Raw genomic sequence first — 18,052 nt, 5'->3', positions numbered from 1 at the left:
ATTACGCAGTTGGTAACATATCGGAGTAAAGTGCATAAGTGTGATAGCGGTATACATCCTAACCTGATGAATTTAATTTCATTCTTTCGTAAATTGATACGGCGTAATTTGGGTATCACACGATTGAAACCTTATGATCGTTATAGTGATTTTTTCGTATTGATTGGCGTTCAAAAACAAGCCATGTCTATAATTATGTTTAATAGGGAGATTGGTATGAAGATATTGTTAACTGGTGGTACGGGATTTATTGGTTCTGAATTGGTCAAAAGTTGGAATACTGACGATGTGACATTGTTGACACGGAGCCCCGAAAAAGCGAAGCAAAACCTAAATCACCTGAACCAGAATAACCTTCATTACATTCAATCTCTTGATGAGCTCAGTGATCTCAATGACTTTGATGTGGTGGTCAACCTCGCGGGTGAACCGATTGCCGATAAGCGTTGGAGTACAGAGCAAAAAGAGAGGATCTGTAACAGTCGTTGGCACATTACTGAAAAACTGGTCGAGTTAATTCATGCCAGTAGCAACCCACCGCAGGCTTTCATTAGCGGCTCAGCCGTGGGTTACTATGGCGATCAACAGCAACACCCATTTGATGAATCACTACGAGTAGAAGACGAAAGTTTTCCTCACAAAGTCTGCGCGTACTGGGAAGATATAGCCAAGAGAGCCCAATCCGATGAGACGCGTGTGATACTACTAAGAACAGGGATTGTGTTAGGCGAAAATGGCGGCGCGTTGAAGAAGATGCTAATGCCCTACAAACTCGGAGTAGGCGGACCACTTGGTTCAGGCGAACAGTACATGCCTTGGATTCACATGCTTGATATGGTGAGAGCCATCAACCACTTATTGTCAATTCCTCACGCTCAAGGGGAATTTAATATGTGTGCCCCGCACCCTGTCACCAACAAACTGTTCAGCAGCACACTCGCCAAGCAACTACGCCGACCTCATTTCCTATTCACTCCGAAATGGGCAATGTCGCTTCTGATGGGGGAATCTTCTTGTTTGCTCTTTGACAGCATTCGTTCCAAACCAAAGAAACTCACTGAAATGGGATTTATCTTTAGTTACTCAAGAATCGAACCGGCATTAAAAAACTTGTTACAACATCAAGACTAATTCTTTACCCTAGAGCGATAAAGACTCTAATGAAGGATTAAGCGTGAACAAGTCGATTCTGATCACCGGTTGCTCAACGGGTATTGGCTACACATGTGCGCATGCACTACAAAAGCGTGGCTTCCACGTCATTGCATCGTGTCGTCATCCGCAAGATGTACAGCGTCTGCAAGATGAGGGACTGACCTGCATACAGCTCGACCTTTCTAACCAAGAAAGCATTGAGCAAGCTGCACAACTTGCTATTGAGCTAGCGCCTAACGGATTATTGGCTTATTCAATAACGGCGCTTATGGTCAAGCTGGCGCGCTAGAAGACTTACCGACCCAAGGTCTCAGAGAACAATTCGAAACCAACTTCTTTGGCTGGCACCATCTTGTTTGTCAGATCCTCCCGCACATGCGCGAACGCGGCGAAGGCCGAATCGTACAAAACAGTTCCGTATTAGGCTTCGCGGCCATGAAATATCGTGGCGCTTACAACGCTTCAAAGTTCGCGCTAGAAGGCTGGACAGATACCTTACGTTTAGAACTACATGGTAGTGGTATTCATATCTCGTTATTGCAGCCAGGTCCAATAGAAACCCAATTTAGAAATAATGCCCTGAAAGCTTTCAATAAATGGATCACCATTGCTGGCAGCGCTCATCAAGAAGCTTATCAACAACAAAAAGACCGACTCGGAAAAGAGTCATCGAACAACGCTTTTGTTCTCCCGCCTGAAAGTTGTATTGAACCGGTTTATCACGCACTCACCGCCGATAAGCCCAAACTCAGATACCGAGTGACGACCCCAACTAAAGTGTTCGCGGTATTGAAAAGAATTCTACCGAGTCGCTTGCTAGACCCTATTTTGAGAAAAGCAGCATAAATTACTAACTTTGCATCAACAGTCGCAAACTTTAATGTAACGATGTAATTTTTCCGTAACAATAAGATGTCATGATTGTCCTATCTCATCAATTATTCCCAATTGATGAACCTAATCTGGATATTTCATGACTTTAAACCGCCTTAATTGGGTCGGTGTGAGTCTGGCGATTACGTTGTTTATTCTGTTTTGAGTATCTTACGCTATGCCTCACTGACCACCTCAATGATAACGCTATGCCTTCCCTGTTGAGATCACCACTCTATCAACATAGAAGCATAGCGTTTTTCTATTTTGGCTCTTTTTATTTGAGATAACCAAGTTAGATCTTGAAGTTACCAGCATCTCCCCCCATATTTGCAACGTACCCACAAAACACACCTCAAGGAACGTAAATGCAATCTCCGCATATTGTTGAACTTAATGAGCAGAACTTTCGTCAAGTATTAGAAACCTCAATGCAGACGCCTGTACTCATCCACTTTTGGGCACCAATGAGCCAAGAAAGTGCTCAGGTGATCCCTGAACTGCAAACATTAACTCAGCAATACAACGGCGCTTTTACTTTAGCTCTGTTGAATTGTGAACAAGAGCAGGCAATTGCTAGCCAATTTGGCGTACAAGCACTCCCTACTATTGCACTGTTTGTTAACGGTCAGCCTGTTGATGGTTTGGGTGGCCCACAAAGCATAGAAGCGATTGTTGAAATGTTAGGAAAACATCTTCCTAGCCAAGACGAGCTCGCACTGCGTCAGGCTCTCGAGCAAATGCAAGCAGGCGAGCACGCACAAGCGCTCGCAGCAATGCAACAATTGCCAATAGAGCTGACGAGCAAAGGCGAGGTAAAACTGGCAATCGCAGAATGTTTACTAGAAACGCAACAGTTTGATCTAGCTGAAACTCAACTGTCGACTATCCCTCTAGAATATCAAGACAATTACTACAAAGGCTTAGTCGCAAAGCTTGAGCTTCACAAGCAAGCAGCAGACAGCCCTGAAATACAAGCATTAGAAACCACTCTTCAGCAAGACCCAAATGACGCTAAGACAGCATCTGAATTAGCATTGCAATATCACCAAGTGAATCGCAACGAAGAAGCGATGGAACTGTTGTGGTCTTTCCTTGCAAAAGATCTAAATGCTTGCGATGGCGATATGAAAAAAGAGTTCATGGATATCTTAAGTGCGCTTGGACAAGGTAACCCAGTTGCCAGTAAGTACCGCCGACAGCTGTACTCTCTGCTCTACTAACTAAACCCTAAAAGCACTAAAGATAAGCATCGTATATCTCATCGAAAACTGACAATTCAATCAATTAGTTTATCGAATTAAATAATGTAAATGGGCCATAAAATCAATATTTTATGGCCCATTTACATTTATAAATTTGCTCAGAATTTAAATATGAGCCAGTATCAATACTGAACTATCAAAAACTTAAACTTGCAAAGGATTTTGTATGGCTATTGATACATTGATTACTATCGGCGTCTTTACTGCCGTCGCAATATTGTTTATTTTCGCCGGAGTAAAAACGGTTCCGCAAGGCAATAACTGGACAGTAGAACGCTTCGGCCGTTATACACAAACCCTCCAACCAGGTCTGAATCTGATCATTCCATTTATCGATAAAATCGGACAACGCATCAGTATGATGGAACGTGTTCTCGACATCCCGGCACAAGAAGTCATCTCCAAAGATAATGCAAATGTGGTTATTGATGCGGTGTGTTTCGTACAAGTGATCGATGCGCCTAAAGCGGCTTATGAGGTGAATGATCTTGAGCACGCGATTCGTAATTTAACTCTCACCAATATCCGTACTGTACTGGGCTCGATGGAACTGGATGAAATGCTCAGCCAGCGAGACATGATTAACACCAAATTATTGAATATCGTTGATGAAGCGACAAACCCTTGGGGTGTCAAAGTTACGCGTATCGAAATTAAAGACGTGCAGCCACCAGCCGATCTTACTGCTGCGATGAATGCCCAGATGAAAGCCGAGCGTAACAAACGTGCAGATATCTTAGAGGCAGAGGGTGTACGACAAGCTGAGATATTGAAAGCAGAAGGTCACAAGCAATCAGAAATCTTAAAAGCGGAAGGCCAAAAGCAAGCAGCAATCCTGCAAGCTGAAGCCCGTGAACGTGCAGCAGAAGCAGAAGCTAAAGCGACAGAGATGGTATCAACAGCGATTGCTCAAGGTGACATGCAAGCCGTCAATTACTTTATTGCACAAGGTTACACCGACGCACTGAAGTCTATTGGCCAAGCAGAAAACGGTAAGATCATCATGCTACCGCTCGAAGCGACTGGATTAATGGGTTCTGTCGCGGGTATTGCAGAGATGTTTGCACATAAAAATGACAAGGGTAGTAAGGACTAACATATGGTCGAATTACTCGAACAAGTAAACTACTGGCATTGGTTAGCGTTTGGCCTAGCATTGTTAGCGCTTGAGCTAATTGGAACCGCTGGTTACTTTTTATGGATAGGCATATCTGCCATGCTGGTCGGGGCCCTATTAGGCGCACTACCAATCGGTTGGCAGATGCAATGGCTATCCTTTGCGAGCTTCTCGCTTATCACCACTTGGCTGTGGTGGAGAAGACAGCTATCTAGTGACAAGCAATCAGACTCTACTCGAGACCTTAATCAGCGAGAGAAGCAACTGATTGGAAGAAAGACTCGCCTCTTAGAGCCGGTACAAAAAGGTAACTGCAGGATAAAGCTAGGGGATAGCTCATGGTCTGCGATGAGTACACATGATATTGATGCGGGAGAGGAAGTCGTGATTACTGCTGTCGATGGCATTGTTCTCACGATAAGCCCTACTAAACAATAATCAAGAAAAACCTCCTTCAAAGCCATAAGTAACCAACTTATGGCTTTTTCTCTACAAGTGAATCGATAATTGGGCAATGGCTATTTGAGTCACCAGGGCATTGTTCAACCCACTCTTTCAATGTCTTCTGAATGATCAATAAGTCTTCAATTTTTTTATTCACTTCTTCCAATTTACTTAACGCTTTTGCTTTAACATCAGCACTTTCGCGACATGGGTTGTCGGCTAATTCAACAAGCGCACGACACTCATCAAGCGAAAAACCAGCGCTTCTCGCTTTCGCTACGATTCCGAGCTCCTTGATCTGCTTCTCACCATAAGACCGATAACCATTTTCAGAACGTAACGGTGCAGATATCACCCCTTTGTCTTCATACAAACGAATAGACTTAGGTGATAACTGTGTGAGGCTTGCAACTTCGCTTATGTTCATAATATTACTCAAGTAAATATCGCTTAAAAACTATTTAGAAACCTAAGACTATTATTCAAACATCTAGGAATGCTAGCTACCGAAACAAAACATTGAAGCAATATAATGTTCGAAAATAAAGTCTGCTGTTTATGGCTATTTTACATCAAATGATGAGAGTAGCTTAGATTTTCCAACAAACCCAAACACCAACTATCAACAAGTTACTGATTGAAATAGCAAAATAGGCATTCGTTATTTTTCATAGGAAATTTTTTGATTTTTTTGATTTTTGAGAAATACCTCACATACTAATGAATATCTCTTGTTTGAAGAGATTTTTAGTGAGGTGTCATTATGAAATGTTATCTAGCGTTAATTTTTAGCTTAGTTTTAAGCTTCTCTGTATCCGCCCAAAATGTAGGAAGCACTGCATCTGGACCGATCATAAAATGTGACTTAGGAAGTAGTGTTGTAGAATATATGCCTATCGTTATATGCAAGCATAGTAATGGTAAGGTTCTACACTAACAAAAAAGGAGCCTAGGCTCCTTTCCTTTAAAACTCGATTAATTGTTTGATTATCGCTTTACGTTCTTCTTTGGAAGCTTTGTTAAACCAATATTCGAACATTTCAATCTCTTTGACATTATCACCTAAAGAATCAACAACACCATTTCGATTTGCTACAGACCAGTTAATAACAGAGTCTCTTTGTTCCGTCGGAATTTGTTCAAACCAATATTTTGACATCTCTTGAGCTTGGCTTACCGGCTCTTGCTGAAGCGCGGGAACTGCAGCTACAGGTGCGGCTGCGGCTACAGGTGCTGCTACTATCACTGGCTTAGCTGTTGCGTTTTTATCACCCGTATTTACGATTGCTTCGATATAGCCAGCAGGAATAGAAAACGAAATGCTGTTCGCATTTGAAACCTGGACATCAAAAATTAGATCTTTAAAAGGTGCTTCGTTGAAGATTTCATTAGATACAGGAAATTTCACATACTGTGTTTGAGTACATATATCGCTGCATGTTTCAGCTGAAGCCGCATAAGGTTTTAATGGCACTTTACCTTCAGAACCTTGAACTAAGACAGAGCGATACTCGTTGTAATTTTTAAAGTACTGAAGCTCCATCGTTATGTATGAATCAGGTACCGTTACAGTACTGTTTGGGGTAACGTAATTTAGCTCTAAAGACGAGTTAACTAGCTGACCTTGTCTAACTTCAAGCACATCAGGAGACAACGACTCACCAACGACGATTTGGTAATTTTGCTTACTCTCTATTCTTTTAACGGAATCTGTAAAATCACTATTAGAATCTAATGTTGTACATCCAATTAAGAATAAAGGAATCGATGCTAAAACTATTTTTTTCATATTAACAACCTCGAGGGTTTCCCCATAATATTATTCGATGCCTTTTCTTTCTTAGGCTGGGCCAGAAATGAATATGCGCCGACTAACAAGTCAGCGCATCTCTTTACTTAAAGCATGGGTTCGATTAGAAGCCGTACTCTAAACCAATACGTGTAACGAACGTATCTGTTTGTGCGCCATCAGATTTGATATCGCGTTGAGCTAGACGGATGTAAGGAACAAAACCGTTATGAACGTACATTAGCTGACCTGAGATTACGCTATCTTCATCAGCGTTTTTAACACCGTCAGTTTCAGACTCTAGGTTAGCCGCGTAACCTAGCTTGAAGCCCCAAGGGCCGTTCCAGTATTGACCAATTACAGAGTATGAAGCCTGTTCAGACTTAGCACCGCCTTGAACATCTGACTCACCCGCTTTGTAGGCTGCAGAAATACCGAAACCTGCAGGAAGTGATGCCTCAAAACCAATCAAGTAACCGAATGTATCAGCAAGCTCTTGAGCAGTTGCAGCAGACTGGAAGTTACTACCAACGGCTACAGTATTACCGCCTTTGTCTTTACAGCCAGCAGCTGTCTCACAAATACCCCAAGCTGAAGCGCCTGCGGCTTTTGTTTCACGATCTGATTCAGATTCAACTGCAGCGTGGAAAGTAACCGTATCAGCTAAACGGTAGTGAGCCGCCGCGCCGTAGAAGTAGTTATCTTTAACACTAGAGTCACCACGACCTGTTGCTAGGTTGAATGTAAAACCATTCAAGTCAGCAGAGTCGTATCGAGCCATATCACCATGACGGTCACGGTTATATTTAACATCACCGCCCCAGTCCCATACTGCGCCCAAACCTGGGTTAGCATAAGGCCAGTCAATTACTTCATACATTGGCGTTAGCATACGACCAAAACGTACTTTACCCCAGTCACCTTGCAGGCCTAGGAACGTATCACGGTTACCTAGTGTTGCACCGTCACCGTTTTCACCAACGTAGCCAGATTCAATTTGCATGAATACGTTCACGTTATCGAACATGTCTTTACTTGCACGGAAACCAATACGAGATTCATTCTCGTAATCGTATCCCGTACCTGTATCAGTTTTTACGCCGTTTTTAGTTTTTTCTGAATCGTAGTTAACAACAGAGATTGCTGCTACACCGTAAGCCTGAACGTTAAAATCTGAGATAACACCAACTTGAGAAGATTCAGATGCGAATGCACCACTTGAAATCATCGCTACTGCAGCACCAAGTAAAGTACGTTTGAAAATTTTGTTTTCCATGGAATAAAACTCCTAAAAATGGATATAGCTGTTTGAATATTTCCCGCCTAAAGTTGGCCGCCGTAGAGAGAAATACCTTTTCTTGTTTGAGAATCCTGAAACACCGAATTCTCGATTTCCTTTCTGGTTATACACAATGTGCATCCATGCCAATAAGACTAACTTCACCCCAAAAAAGATCAATGAGAACTTAATTTTCATCTAAAAAAATATGAGTTGGTGCAAATTTATCATGTACTTAGTGATCCAGATCTACTAATTGAAAAAACCGAGGGACCAAAGAGTAAAAACATTAAAAAACAAAAACTTACTAACAAAGCAGCCTCTTAAAAATTGATATCACTCGCATTTAGCAAACAACTATAACAACATTTCATTAATGTTGAGCGTCATCACTGTCCTGATTTCATAGTTCGTATAGGAACAAATTTCTCAACAATTAAAAAGTGATTACTTTTATATCAGAAACGAAAAAGGCACTCCCTTGAAAGGAGTGCCTTTGAGCTTTTTTTATCTGTATTTACTTACGAAATAAGGGCTATTAGATCTTCTTCTGTTCTTATTTCGATACCTAAATCTTGTGCTTTAGTCAGTTTAGAACCAGCGGCTTCACCAGCAAATAAGATATCCGTTTTCTTAGACACGCTACCGGTTACTTTTGCACCTAAAGCTTGCAAAGCAGCTTTCGCTTCGCTGCGACCTAATTTAGAAAGTGAGCCAGTCAACACAACTACTTTGCCTTCTAACGGTAGCTCTTGATCATCCGCAACAGCTTCAATTGCAGGCCAGTTAACTCCAAGCTCGATAAGTTGGTCGACTACTGCTCTGTTTTTCTCTTGTGAGAAGAAGCTCGTGAGGTGACTTGCTACGATGTCACCAATATCTGACACTTCAACCAACTGCTCATGAGTTGCAGCTTGAACCAACTCTAGCGTTTTAAAGTGCTGAGCTAAGTTCATAGCCGTCGCTTCACCGACTTCTCGAATTCCTAAAGAATAAAGGAAGCGTGCCAATGTCGTGTCTTTCGCTTTGTTAAGCGCACTCACTACATTCTGTGCCGATTTAGGTCCCATACGATCAAGAACCGTAATCACGCCCGCGCTCAACTTAAACAGGTCCGCTGGCGTTTCGACCATTTCGCGATCCACAAGCTGTTCTATCACCTTTACGCCAAGGCCATCGACATCCAGCGCCTTTCTAGACACAAAGTGCTTAAGTGCCTCTTTACGCTGCGCCTGACACACTAAACCGCCAGTACAACGCGCTACAGCTTCGCCCTCTACGCGCTCCACTGCAGAATTACATACAGGGCAGGCGTCCGGGAACACAATGTCTTTAGCCGTCTCAGGACGACGATCTTGTACAACAGCTACAATTTGTGGAATGACGTCACCAGCACGGCGGATAATCACGCTATCTCCGACCTTCACACCTAAACGAGCGATCTCATCAGCATTGTGCAGCGTTGCATTACTCACCGTCACGCCGCCAACAAAAATAGGTTCAAGCTTAGCAACCGGCGTAATTGCACCTGTACGACCGACCTGAAACTCAACATCATTGAGCAGAGTAATTTCTTCTTGAGCTGGGAACTTATAAGCAATAGCCCAGCGAGGTGCTCGTGCAACAAAACCTAGAGTTTCTTGTGCGGCAATGTCATCAACCTTAATCACCACCCCATCAATTTCATAAGCCAAGGTGTCACGACGAGTCATGATATCTTGGTAATAGGCTTTTACATCCTCAAGAGAACTTAGTTGCTTTGTCTCTGGACACATAGGCAAGCCCCAAGCTTTGAGCTGTAGGAAACGTTGATAGTGGCTATTTGAAAGCTCAGCGCCTTGTACAACACCGACACTGTATGCGTAGAAAGCCAAGGGGCGTTTTGCTGTAATACGAGAATCAAGCTGACGTAAGCTACCTGCGGCGGCATTACGTGGATTCACAAAGACCTTCTCGCCCTTCTTCAATGCCATCTCATTCAATTTGTCGAAGCCCGCTTTTGGCATAAACACTTCGCCACGTACTTCGATGCGTTCCGGCCAGCCTTCACCTTGTAACTTAAGCGGAATCGAGCTGATCGTACGCACGTTTTCGGTAATATTTTCGCCAGTCGCACCATCACCACGCGTCGCCGCCTGTACTAAGGTGCCGTTAACATAGAGTAGGCTCACCGCTAAACCATCAAGCTTAGGTTCACAACAGAAGGTTTTTAGGTTCGCAGTTGGCGCTCGATCAGACATGCGCTTATTGAACGCATCTAAGTCGTCATCAGAGAAAGCATTATCTAAAGAAAGCATCGGGATCTCATGGGTCACTTGAGTGAAGCCGTCTAGAGGCTGACCGCCGACACGCTGACTCGGCGAATCTACCGTCACAAGTTCTGGGTTCTCTTCTTCGAGCTTTAGCAGTTGTTGCATCAATCGATCGTACTCGACATCAGGGATCTCAGGGCTATCTTCTACGTAATAACGAACGGCATGATAGTGCAGAGTTTCTCTTAACTGCTCTAAGGTAACTTGAATCGATTCTTTCATATCATTCTCTGTCGTGATTGAAATATCAAAAAGGGCTCCCTTAGGAGCCCTTTTCTATAAATATAGATTATTTACAAGGCTAAACAATACGGCTAGGCGTTAGCTGCCGTCATAAAGTCTCGGATTTGCTTGCGGTAGTCAGACAAACGGTTTGGCGTCATTAAGTTACGTGACTCATCCAATACGTTTCCGCCCATATCGTCGGCAATTTTCTGTGCAGCACTCAGCATCAAATTGAAGTTTTGATCAGCTTGACCATAACAAGGCAGCGTCATAAAGAACGAAATACCTTTGGTGGTAAAGTCAGCAGGGTCGTCATGTTCTAGTGTTCCTGGCTGCATCATATTTGCTACGCTGAAAATAACTTTTGGCTCATCGCTCGCTTGTGCAAAGCAGTGATAAATCGACATTTCACCATAAGCTAGGCCGTTGTTCTCCATGCTACGGAAAAGTTCAGTACCCACAAACGGGATCTCCCCAGCACAGTGGACATTAAGAACAATGACTTCAAGGCCAAGATCTTCATTTGAGTGAGCTTTTTCATCTAACTTACTTTCGTCAGCTAAATTAACTTCGTTACCCAACTGAGCTTCCCCAGCTAAGTTAGCATCTTTATCTAACTTAGTTTCTTCAACCGAAGTAACACTTTGTGCAGCAACCACTTCTTTCCCAATAAATGGTTCGCTTGGCGTTAAGCCTTCGCTAGAAAGTAGTGGATCAGCGACCGCATCAGAGGCTTCTTCAAACGAACCGTACTGCTCTTTAAAGCCTGCGTGATTTTGTTTTTGCTCGTCAGTCAATTCAAAGTTAGGAACTTCAGGTTCAACAACCTTCTCTTCCTCAACCTGTTCAAGCTCACCTTTAACTTCGATCGGGTCTTCAACACTGAAAGAAGGAAGATCATTCAATTCTATTTCGTCTTCGTGAGCATCTTTTTGCTGTGGCGCTGACAATGGATCTGAGTCAATCAGCGGATCAGTTGCAGACGGTGAGACAGCAAAATCCGGTTCTTTACGCTCTTTTCGGATTATCTCAAAATCATCCTCAGGAGCGAATGAACGGTTTGGGATCGTTTCAGCTTCATCTAAGCTGTCGTTATCAAGCTTACCAAGCGGCTTATCTCCAAACTTTGCTTTCCCTTCTTTCTTACTCGTCCATAGACCATGGAACAATAATGCGGCGATAGCTAATGCGCCAACAATAATGAGTACAAATCGCAATTCCTGCATTTTTCGCTCTCAGCTTTCTTAGTCAACTAGCTATAAACACGCTGTCACTAAGTTAGGTTAATTTGGCTAATCTCACTACTCTATCAAAAGTAGCCACTGTTTTAGAACCACTTAATACAATTAGTTCATTACTTGGTGTGATTTTCACCACGCTTTTTTTCTTAATTTCGGTCGAGTACACTAGAGATGTTTGCTATTTAACCAAATTCACATGTGACCCAATTTAAATATGACTATTGAATCTGTTCCTCGCTCTGGCTTTGGCTATTTTATTTTCGGAATAAAAATTGCCTTATCGCCGAGTATCCGTAAGTTTGTACTGCTTCCTCTTATCGCTAACGTGTTACTCGTGGGCGGTGCTTTATTTTATATTTTCTCCAACTTAAACACTTGGATTGAAGGCTGGATTGGTGCATTGCCAAGTTTCTTGTCGTGGTTGTCATATATCCTATGGCCGCTACTTGTGTTAACCGTTTTGGCTACGTTTTCGTATTTCTTCAGTACACTCGCTAACTTTATCGCCGCACCTTTCAACGGATTACTCGCGGAAAAAGTCGAAGAACTGCTGAGTGGTAAAAAAGTCAATGATGATGGTTTACTGGATGTACTTAAAGACACCCCTCGTATTTTAGCAAGAGAATGGCGCAAGCTTGTCTATATCCTGCCAAAAGCGATCGGTTTGTTCCTACTTTTGTTAATTCCAGCGCTAGGACAAACTGTTGCACCGTTTTTATGGTTCATTTTCACTGCATGGATGTTAGCTATTCAGTACGCTGACTACCCGTTCGACAACCATAAAATCAAGTTCGATGACATGAGAAATAATTTGAAACAAAAGCAAGGTAAGAGCTACAGCTTCGGCGCACTTGTTTCTGTGTTTACTACCATTCCAGTTTTAAACCTGATTGTGATGCCAGTTGCCGTCTGCGGCGCTACTGCAATGTGGGTTGCAGAGTTTAAAGACCAAGCCCTACGCTCTCGTCTATAGCTATCGCCTATAGTTCTACAGCCTGCTCTAACAACGCCTATCTTTTTGAAGTTCTGATTTCAATAAAGATAGGCGTGAATCCTGCGACATCTCTATATGATATAACTTTTTAATCCTTTTACCTTTTTTTCAACTTGTTTAATCTAAATTCAAGCTAAACAAACATCGAAAGACACTAGACGGTAAATTGGTAGATATACTACGTTTAGTTCTGTCATTAAATGAAGGAATATCGCATGAGCAAGATCTACGAAGACAACACCCTAACGATTGGTAACACACCTCTAGTCCGCCTAAACAAAGTAAGCAAAGGTAACGTCCTAGCTAAGATCGAAGCTCGTAACCCAAGCTTCAGCGTTAAGTGTCGTATCGGTTCAAACATGATCTGGGAAGCAGAAAAAGCAGGTACGCTTAAGCCAGGTATCGAGCTTGTTGAGCCTACCAGTGGTAATACAGGTGTTGCTCTTGCATTTGTTGCTGCAGCGCGCGGTTACAAGCTAACACTAACAATGCCTGAATCAATGAGCCTAGAACGTCGTAAGCTGCTTAAAGCTCTTGGCGCAAACCTAGTGCTAACTGAAGCACCAAAAGGTATGAACGGCGCGATTGCTAAAGCTGAAGAGATTGTTGCTTCAGACCCAGACAAGTATCTACTACTGCAACAATTCAACAACCCAGCGAACCCACAAATTCACGAGCAGACAACTGGCCCTGAAATTTGGGAAGCAACAGATGGTGAGATCGATGTGTTTGTAGCCGGTGTAGGTACAGGTGGCACTATCACTGGAACAAGTCGTTACATTAAAGGTGAAAAAGGCAAAGCCATCACTTCTGTAGCTGTTGAACCAGCAGAATCTCCAGTGATTGCACAGGCACTTGCAGGTGAAGAAATCAAACCAGCACCACACAAAATCCAAGGTATTGGCGCAGGTTTCATTCCTGGCAACCTAGATTTAGACATTATTGACCGTGTAGAGTCGGTAACTTCTGAAGAAGCTATTGAGATGGCTCAACGCCTAATGAAAGAAGAAGGTATCCTAGCGGGCATCTCATCTGGTGCAGCAGTAGTAGCAGCAAACAGAATTTCGGAACTGCCTGAATTTGCAGGGAAAACTATCGTTACTGTACTACCAAGCTCGGGCGAGCGTTACCTTAGTACGGCCCTATTTGCTGGTATCTTTACGGAAAAAGAGAACCAACAATAATATGTGGTCAAATCAATTTTTCGTCCAAAAAAGCCCCATTTAGGGGCTTTTTTGTTGATCCCTGCCTCACCTTTGGTAATATCGGGTCTGTTTTATTTTTCGCTTCAAAATAAAAGAAGCAATAAACAAATTCTGAAAGTCATGAGTACTCAACAAAAGACGACCATGGCTGGATAAAAATTTATAACCAGTCTAAGTTCTAACACGAACATGGCGTACTAGCCTCTAGCGCATTTGAGCTAAAGCAGTTAAGCTAAATCTGGTTACAAACTTACAAAAAATAAATTAATTGGGGTATATAAAATGTACGAGAAGCAAGTAGAAATCACAGCAGAAAACGGTCTTCACACTCGTCCAGCTGCACAGTTTGTTAAAGAAGCAAAATCTTTCGACGCTGACATCACAGTGACTTCTAACGGCAAAAGCGCTAGCGCGAAAAGCCTGTTCAAACTACAAACTTTAGGCCTAGTAAAAGGTACTAACGTTACTATTTCAGCTGAAGGCCCTCAAGCTCAGCAAGCTGTAGACCACCTAGTTGCTCTTATGGATCAACTACACTAATACGGTCTCCTTCTTTCAAAGCCATTTTGCACAGCAAAGTGGCTTTGTTCGAAATAGATAGCAATTCGAAATAGATAGCAATAAGCGCGACATTAGTCGACGACTTAAAGTCACACATTCTCCCGTTTACAGTTGAACAACTAAGGTAAGGCTATGATTTCAGGCATCCTAGCATCTCCTGGTATTGCTTTCGGTAAAGCACTACTACTTCAAGAAGATGAAATTGTCCTAAACACTCAATCTATCTCAGACGATCAAGTTGAAGCAGAAGTTCAGCGTTTTTTTGACGCTCGTAACAAATCTTCTCAACAACTTGAAGTTGTAAAGCAAAAAGCACTTGAAACTTTTGGCGAAGAAAAAGAAGCAATCTTTGAAGGCCACATCATGCTGCTTGAAGATGAAGAGCTAGAAGAAGAGATTTTAGCACTCATCAAGAAAGACAAAATGCACGCAGACAACGCGATCTACACAGTGATCGAAGAGCAAGCTGTTGCACTTGAGTCGCTTGATGATGAGTACCTAAAAGAACGTGCGACTGATATCCGTGATATCGGTACTCGCTTCGTTAAAAATGCACTAGGCATCAACATTGTATCTCTAGCAGATATCAATGAAGAAGTTATCCTAGTTGCTTACGATTTAACGCCATCTGAAACGGCACAAATCAACCTAGACTACGTTCTTGGTTTTGCTTGTGACATCGGCGGTCGTACATCTCATACTTCAATCATGGCACGTTCACTTGAGCTTCCAGCTATCGTTGGTACTAACGATATCACTAAGCAAGTTAAAAACGGCGACATGCTTGTGCTAGACGCGATGAACAACAAGATCATCATCAACCCTTCTGACGCTGAATTAGCAGAAGCTAAGAAAATCAAATCTGATTTCGAAGCAGAAGCAGTTGAACTAGCAAAACTAAAAGACTTACATGCTGAAACTCTAGACGGTCACCGTGTAGAAGTTTGTGGCAACATCGGTACAGTAAAAGACTGTGACGGTATTCTGCGTAACGGCGGTGAAGGCGTTGGTCTGTACCGTACTGAATTCCTATTCATGGACCGTACTGCACTTCCTACTGAAGAAGAGCAATACGTTGCTTACAAAGAAGTAGCGGAAGCAATGGAAGGCGAGTCAGTGATTATCCGTACTATGGATATCGGTGGCGATAAAGACCTACCATACATGGACCTTCCACAAGAAATGAACCCTTTCCTAGGCTGGCGTGCAGTACGTATCAGCTTGGATCGTCGTGAAATTCTACGTGACCAACTACGTGGTATCCTACGTGCATCTGCACACGGTAAACTACGCATCATGTTCCCAATGATCATTTCTGTTGAAGAGATCCGTGAACTGAAAAAAGCAATCGAAGAGTACAAAGTTGAACTTCGCGCTGAAGGCCTAGCTTTCGATGAAGAAATCGAAATCGGCGTAATGGTTGAGACTCCAGCAGCAGCTGCAATCGCACACCACCTAGCGAAAGAAGTATCTTTCTTCTCTATCGGTACTAACGACCTAACGCAATATACTCTTGCGGTAGACCGTGGTAACGAAATGATTTCTCACCTATACAACCCACTATCTCCAGCGGTTCTTCTTGTTATCAAGCAAGTAATCGATGCTTCTCACAAAGAAGGTAAATGGACAGGTATGTGTGGCGAACTAGCAGGTGATGAGCGTGCAACTCTACTTCTTCTTGGTATGGGTCTAGATGAGTTCTCTATGAGCGGTATCTCTATCCCTAAAGTTAAGAAAGTAATCCGTAACTCTAACTTCGCTGAAGTTAAAGCTATGGCTGACGAAGCACTATCTCTACCTACAGCTGCAGAAATTGAAGCTTGTGTAGAAAAGTTCATCGCTGAGAAAACTCAGTAATCACCAAGAGCTTAATGAAGTTAGACGGCTAAAAATAGTCGTCTAATTTGTTAGATTGGTATAGTATATTCTACAGAATAAAACTAAACGTTAGGAGCATGACACAATGGGTCTGTTTGACAAACTGAAAAAGCTTGTATCTGATGACAGCGCTGATGCTGGTGCAATCGAAATCATCGCACCTCTTTCTGGTGAAATCGTAAACATCGAAGACGTGCCAGATGTAGTTTTCGCTGAAAAAATCGTTGGTGATGGCATTGCTATCAAACCAGCTGGCGATAAAATGGTAGCTCCAGTTAACGGTACTATCGGTAAAATCTTCGAAACAAACCACGCATTCTCTATCGAGTCTGACGACGGTATTGAGCTTTTCGTTCACTTCGGTATCGATACTGTTGAACTTAAAGGCGAAGGCTTCACTCGTGTAGCTGAAGAAGGTCAATCTGTTAAAGCTGGTGACACTATCATCACTTTCGACCTTGCGCTTCTAGAAGAGAAAGCAAAATCTACGCTTACTCCAGTTGTTATCTCTAACATGGACGAAATCAAGGAGCTGAACAAGCTTTCTGGTTCTGTAACTGTTGGCGAAACTCCAGTTCTTAAAGTAACTAAGTAATCCCGATTACTTATCTGCTTTAATTAAAACGCTACCTAAGGGTGGCGTTTTTTGTGCCTGCTATATTTGTCGAGTTCCTTAACCGACGGTTCTGACTGCCGCTCTTCACCTCATTGTAGACAGCCCCTCAATAAGCCACAGCAATACCAATCCTTAATTGCCAATAACCGGCCTACTTTGTTATTAAACCAAGTTAAACGCCATCCTAGGCGCTGAACCTGCATGTTAGATCACGCGGTATGACTTCAAGCAGACAACAGCTCTCTGATATCTCGCTCAGCTCGATTTTGAGATGACGAATGTTGACCACATTGCTTATTCCTGGTTATTCACCTATGTGAAAGGCAGTTAACGCTATCTCGTTTATTGTCTTTCGACCACAACAAGAGCCTAATGTCTAATCCGAATCAAGCCTAAAAGCAGATTCCTGATACCTCGCTCTGTTCGGTTCTGGAATGACGAAAGGCTGCTTCAATGCAATAGATGATGGAAGTATCATTTCCCGATCCCGTCATTCTCTACAGCGAGAGACGAGCGTGATAGGGAATCGCGCTTTTGCTCCTTTCAGCATTACGCCACTTTTCCAAATATACCTTCGCTAAATAACAGGCAATAAAAAACCCAGCCGAAGCTGGGTCTGTTTAGCGCTCATCTCTCACCACGAGCTAATTTGTGGAAGCCTAACGTTGACGCTTGTGATCAACAACGCTTAAAGTCAACGTGGCCTTTCAACCGATTAACCTAGTAGGCTAAGTGCTGAGTTTGGAGCTTGTTTCGCTTGCGCAAGAATTGAACTTGAAGCCTGTGAAAGAATCTGAGACTTAGTCATATTAGTCGTTTCTTTCGCGAAATCGGTATCTTTGATACGACTCTTAGATGCATTAACGTTCTCGTTGATGTTATCTAAGTTGTTAATTGCGTGGTCAAAACGGTTTTGGAATGCACCAAGCTCAGAACGGTGGCTATCTACATATTTAAGTGCCGCATCGATAACAGCTACAGATTCTTGAGCACCACCAACAGAGGTTACGTCGATAGTATCAACCGTTACTTGCTTACCTGGCTGCATGCCTAGCTCACCAGATAGACCACCAGAGAATGAGATAGCGCCATCAACTT

15 protein-coding genes and 1 pseudogene are annotated in these 18,052 nt (G+C 42.8%); 10 read left to right on the top strand and 6 right to left on the bottom strand.

Annotated elements, in window-relative coordinates:
- The first annotated feature begins 216 nt into the window (after nucleotides 1–216).
- From ACED25_RS17625 to ACED25_RS17605, 5 genes and pseudogenes are all read left to right on the top strand, one after another.
- On the top strand, nucleotides 217–1,131 hold the full coding sequence (locus tag ACED25_RS17625; protein WP_371695790.1) for a TIGR01777 family oxidoreductase: 915 nt from the start codon (nucleotides 217–219) through the stop codon (nucleotides 1,129–1,131).
- Between the two features lie 43 nt (nucleotides 1,132–1,174).
- A pseudogene (locus tag ACED25_RS17620) lies at nucleotides 1,175–2,001 on the top strand (SDR family oxidoreductase).
- Between the two features lie 395 nt (nucleotides 2,002–2,396).
- Nucleotides 2,397–3,251 carry a co-chaperone YbbN gene (locus tag ACED25_RS17615; RefSeq protein ID WP_371695789.1) on the top strand — a complete coding sequence of 285 codons (855 nt, stop codon included), beginning with the start codon at nucleotides 2,397–2,399 and terminating at the stop codon, nucleotides 3,249–3,251.
- Between the two features lie 208 nt (nucleotides 3,252–3,459).
- Complete coding sequence (locus ACED25_RS17610) at nucleotides 3,460–4,389, top strand: SPFH domain-containing protein (RefSeq protein WP_009847354.1); 930 nt, start codon at nucleotides 3,460–3,462, stop codon at nucleotides 4,387–4,389.
- 3 nt (nucleotides 4,390–4,392) lie between these two features.
- Nucleotides 4,393–4,848: an NfeD family protein gene (locus tag ACED25_RS17605; protein WP_009847355.1), complete on the top strand. Its 456-nt coding sequence runs from the start codon at nucleotides 4,393–4,395 to the stop codon at nucleotides 4,846–4,848.
- A 37-nt stretch (nucleotides 4,849–4,885) separates the two neighbouring features.
- Here the strand turns inward: ACED25_RS17605 and cueR are convergent, their stop codons facing one another.
- From cueR to zipA, 5 genes are all read right to left on the bottom strand, one after another.
- The gene (cueR, locus tag ACED25_RS17600; protein ID WP_009847356.1) at nucleotides 4,886–5,281 is read right to left on the bottom strand and encodes a Cu(I)-responsive transcriptional regulator; all 396 of its coding nucleotides are present in this window, start codon (nucleotides 5,279–5,281) and stop codon (nucleotides 4,886–4,888) included.
- A gap of 537 nt (nucleotides 5,282–5,818) precedes the next feature.
- Nucleotides 5,819–6,643 (bottom strand): DUF2057 domain-containing protein, encoded by an 825-nt coding sequence (locus ACED25_RS17595; RefSeq protein ID WP_065679049.1) that lies wholly within the window; start codon nucleotides 6,641–6,643, stop codon nucleotides 5,819–5,821.
- Between the two features lie 124 nt (nucleotides 6,644–6,767).
- Entirely contained in the window at nucleotides 6,768–7,919 is a 1,152-nt protein-coding gene (locus ACED25_RS17590) for a porin (protein WP_102250403.1), read from the bottom strand.
- Nucleotides 7,920–8,443: 524 nt separating this feature from the next.
- Nucleotides 8,444–10,456 (bottom strand): NAD-dependent DNA ligase LigA, encoded by a 2,013-nt coding sequence (gene ligA, locus ACED25_RS17585; protein WP_371695788.1) that lies wholly within the window; start codon nucleotides 10,454–10,456, stop codon nucleotides 8,444–8,446.
- 92 nt (nucleotides 10,457–10,548) lie between these two features.
- Entirely contained in the window at nucleotides 10,549–11,685 is a 1,137-nt protein-coding gene (gene zipA / locus ACED25_RS17580) for a cell division protein ZipA (RefSeq protein WP_012604560.1), read from the bottom strand.
- Nucleotides 11,686–11,914: 229 nt separating this feature from the next.
- On the opposite strand from zipA, the gene cysZ reads away from it, so the two are divergent.
- The 5 genes from cysZ to crr all read left to right on the top strand — a co-directional run bounded on the left by cysZ (nucleotide 11,915) and on the right by crr (nucleotide 16,933).
- Nucleotides 11,915–12,673 carry a sulfate transporter CysZ gene (gene cysZ, locus ACED25_RS17575; protein ID WP_012604561.1) on the top strand — a complete coding sequence of 253 codons (759 nt, stop codon included), beginning with the start codon at nucleotides 11,915–11,917 and terminating at the stop codon, nucleotides 12,671–12,673.
- Nucleotides 12,674–12,909: 236 nt separating this feature from the next.
- Nucleotides 12,910–13,878 carry a cysteine synthase A gene (gene cysK, locus ACED25_RS17570; RefSeq protein WP_012604562.1) on the top strand — a complete coding sequence of 323 codons (969 nt, stop codon included), beginning with the start codon at nucleotides 12,910–12,912 and terminating at the stop codon, nucleotides 13,876–13,878.
- A gap of 303 nt (nucleotides 13,879–14,181) precedes the next feature.
- Entirely contained in the window at nucleotides 14,182–14,439 is a 258-nt protein-coding gene (locus ACED25_RS17565) for an HPr family phosphocarrier protein (protein ID WP_004734263.1), read from the top strand.
- A gap of 153 nt (nucleotides 14,440–14,592) precedes the next feature.
- A complete protein-coding gene (gene ptsI, locus ACED25_RS17560; RefSeq protein ID WP_009847363.1) occupies nucleotides 14,593–16,317 on the top strand; it encodes a phosphoenolpyruvate-protein phosphotransferase PtsI in 1,725 nt (574 codons plus the stop codon).
- A 106-nt stretch (nucleotides 16,318–16,423) separates the two neighbouring features.
- Nucleotides 16,424–16,933 carry a PTS glucose transporter subunit IIA gene (gene crr / locus ACED25_RS17555; protein ID WP_009847364.1) on the top strand — a complete coding sequence of 170 codons (510 nt, stop codon included), beginning with the start codon at nucleotides 16,424–16,426 and terminating at the stop codon, nucleotides 16,931–16,933.
- A gap of 736 nt (nucleotides 16,934–17,669) precedes the next feature.
- Here crr and ACED25_RS17550 read toward each other — a convergent pair.
- A partial coding sequence (locus tag ACED25_RS17550; RefSeq protein ID WP_371695787.1) for a flagellin occupies nucleotides 17,670–18,052 on the bottom strand: 383 nt, incomplete at its 5' end.

Source organism: Vibrio sp. 1F263, assembly GCF_041439035.1.
Lineage (GTDB): Bacteria > Pseudomonadota > Gammaproteobacteria > Enterobacterales > Vibrionaceae > Vibrio > Vibrio tasmaniensis_A.
Note: the sequence above shows the minus strand (reverse complement) of the source record. Positions and strands in the feature narration are given on the sequence as shown.

Excerpts from the sequence above, each read along its gene's own strand:
- ligA (WP_371695788.1), bottom strand. The coding sequence starts at position 10,456 with ATGAAAGAATCGATTCAAGTTACCTTAGAGCAGTTAAGAGAAACTCTG.
- ACED25_RS17615 (WP_371695789.1), top strand. The coding sequence starts at position 2,397 with ATGCAATCTCCGCATATTGTTGAACTTAATGAGCAGAACTTTCGTCAA.
- cueR (WP_009847356.1), bottom strand. The coding sequence starts at position 5,281 with ATGAACATAAGCGAAGTTGCAAGCCTCACACAGTTATCACCTAAGTCT.
- ACED25_RS17605 (WP_009847355.1), top strand. The coding sequence starts at position 4,393 with ATGGTCGAATTACTCGAACAAGTAAACTACTGGCATTGGTTAGCGTTT.
- ACED25_RS17590 (WP_102250403.1), bottom strand. The coding sequence starts at position 7,919 with ATGGAAAACAAAATTTTCAAACGTACTTTACTTGGTGCTGCAGTAGCG.
- cysK (WP_012604562.1), top strand. The coding sequence starts at position 12,910 with ATGAGCAAGATCTACGAAGACAACACCCTAACGATTGGTAACACACCT.
- ACED25_RS17610 (WP_009847354.1), top strand. The coding sequence starts at position 3,460 with ATGGCTATTGATACATTGATTACTATCGGCGTCTTTACTGCCGTCGCA.
- cysZ (WP_012604561.1), top strand. The coding sequence starts at position 11,915 with ATGACTATTGAATCTGTTCCTCGCTCTGGCTTTGGCTATTTTATTTTC.
- ACED25_RS17625 (WP_371695790.1), top strand. The coding sequence starts at position 217 with ATGAAGATATTGTTAACTGGTGGTACGGGATTTATTGGTTCTGAATTG.
- ACED25_RS17595 (WP_065679049.1), bottom strand. The coding sequence starts at position 6,643 with ATGAAAAAAATAGTTTTAGCATCGATTCCTTTATTCTTAATTGGATGT.
- ACED25_RS17565 (WP_004734263.1), top strand. The coding sequence starts at position 14,182 with ATGTACGAGAAGCAAGTAGAAATCACAGCAGAAAACGGTCTTCACACT.
- ptsI (WP_009847363.1), top strand. The coding sequence starts at position 14,593 with ATGATTTCAGGCATCCTAGCATCTCCTGGTATTGCTTTCGGTAAAGCA.
- crr (WP_009847364.1), top strand. The coding sequence starts at position 16,424 with ATGGGTCTGTTTGACAAACTGAAAAAGCTTGTATCTGATGACAGCGCT.
- zipA (WP_012604560.1), bottom strand. The coding sequence starts at position 11,685 with ATGCAGGAATTGCGATTTGTACTCATTATTGTTGGCGCATTAGCTATC.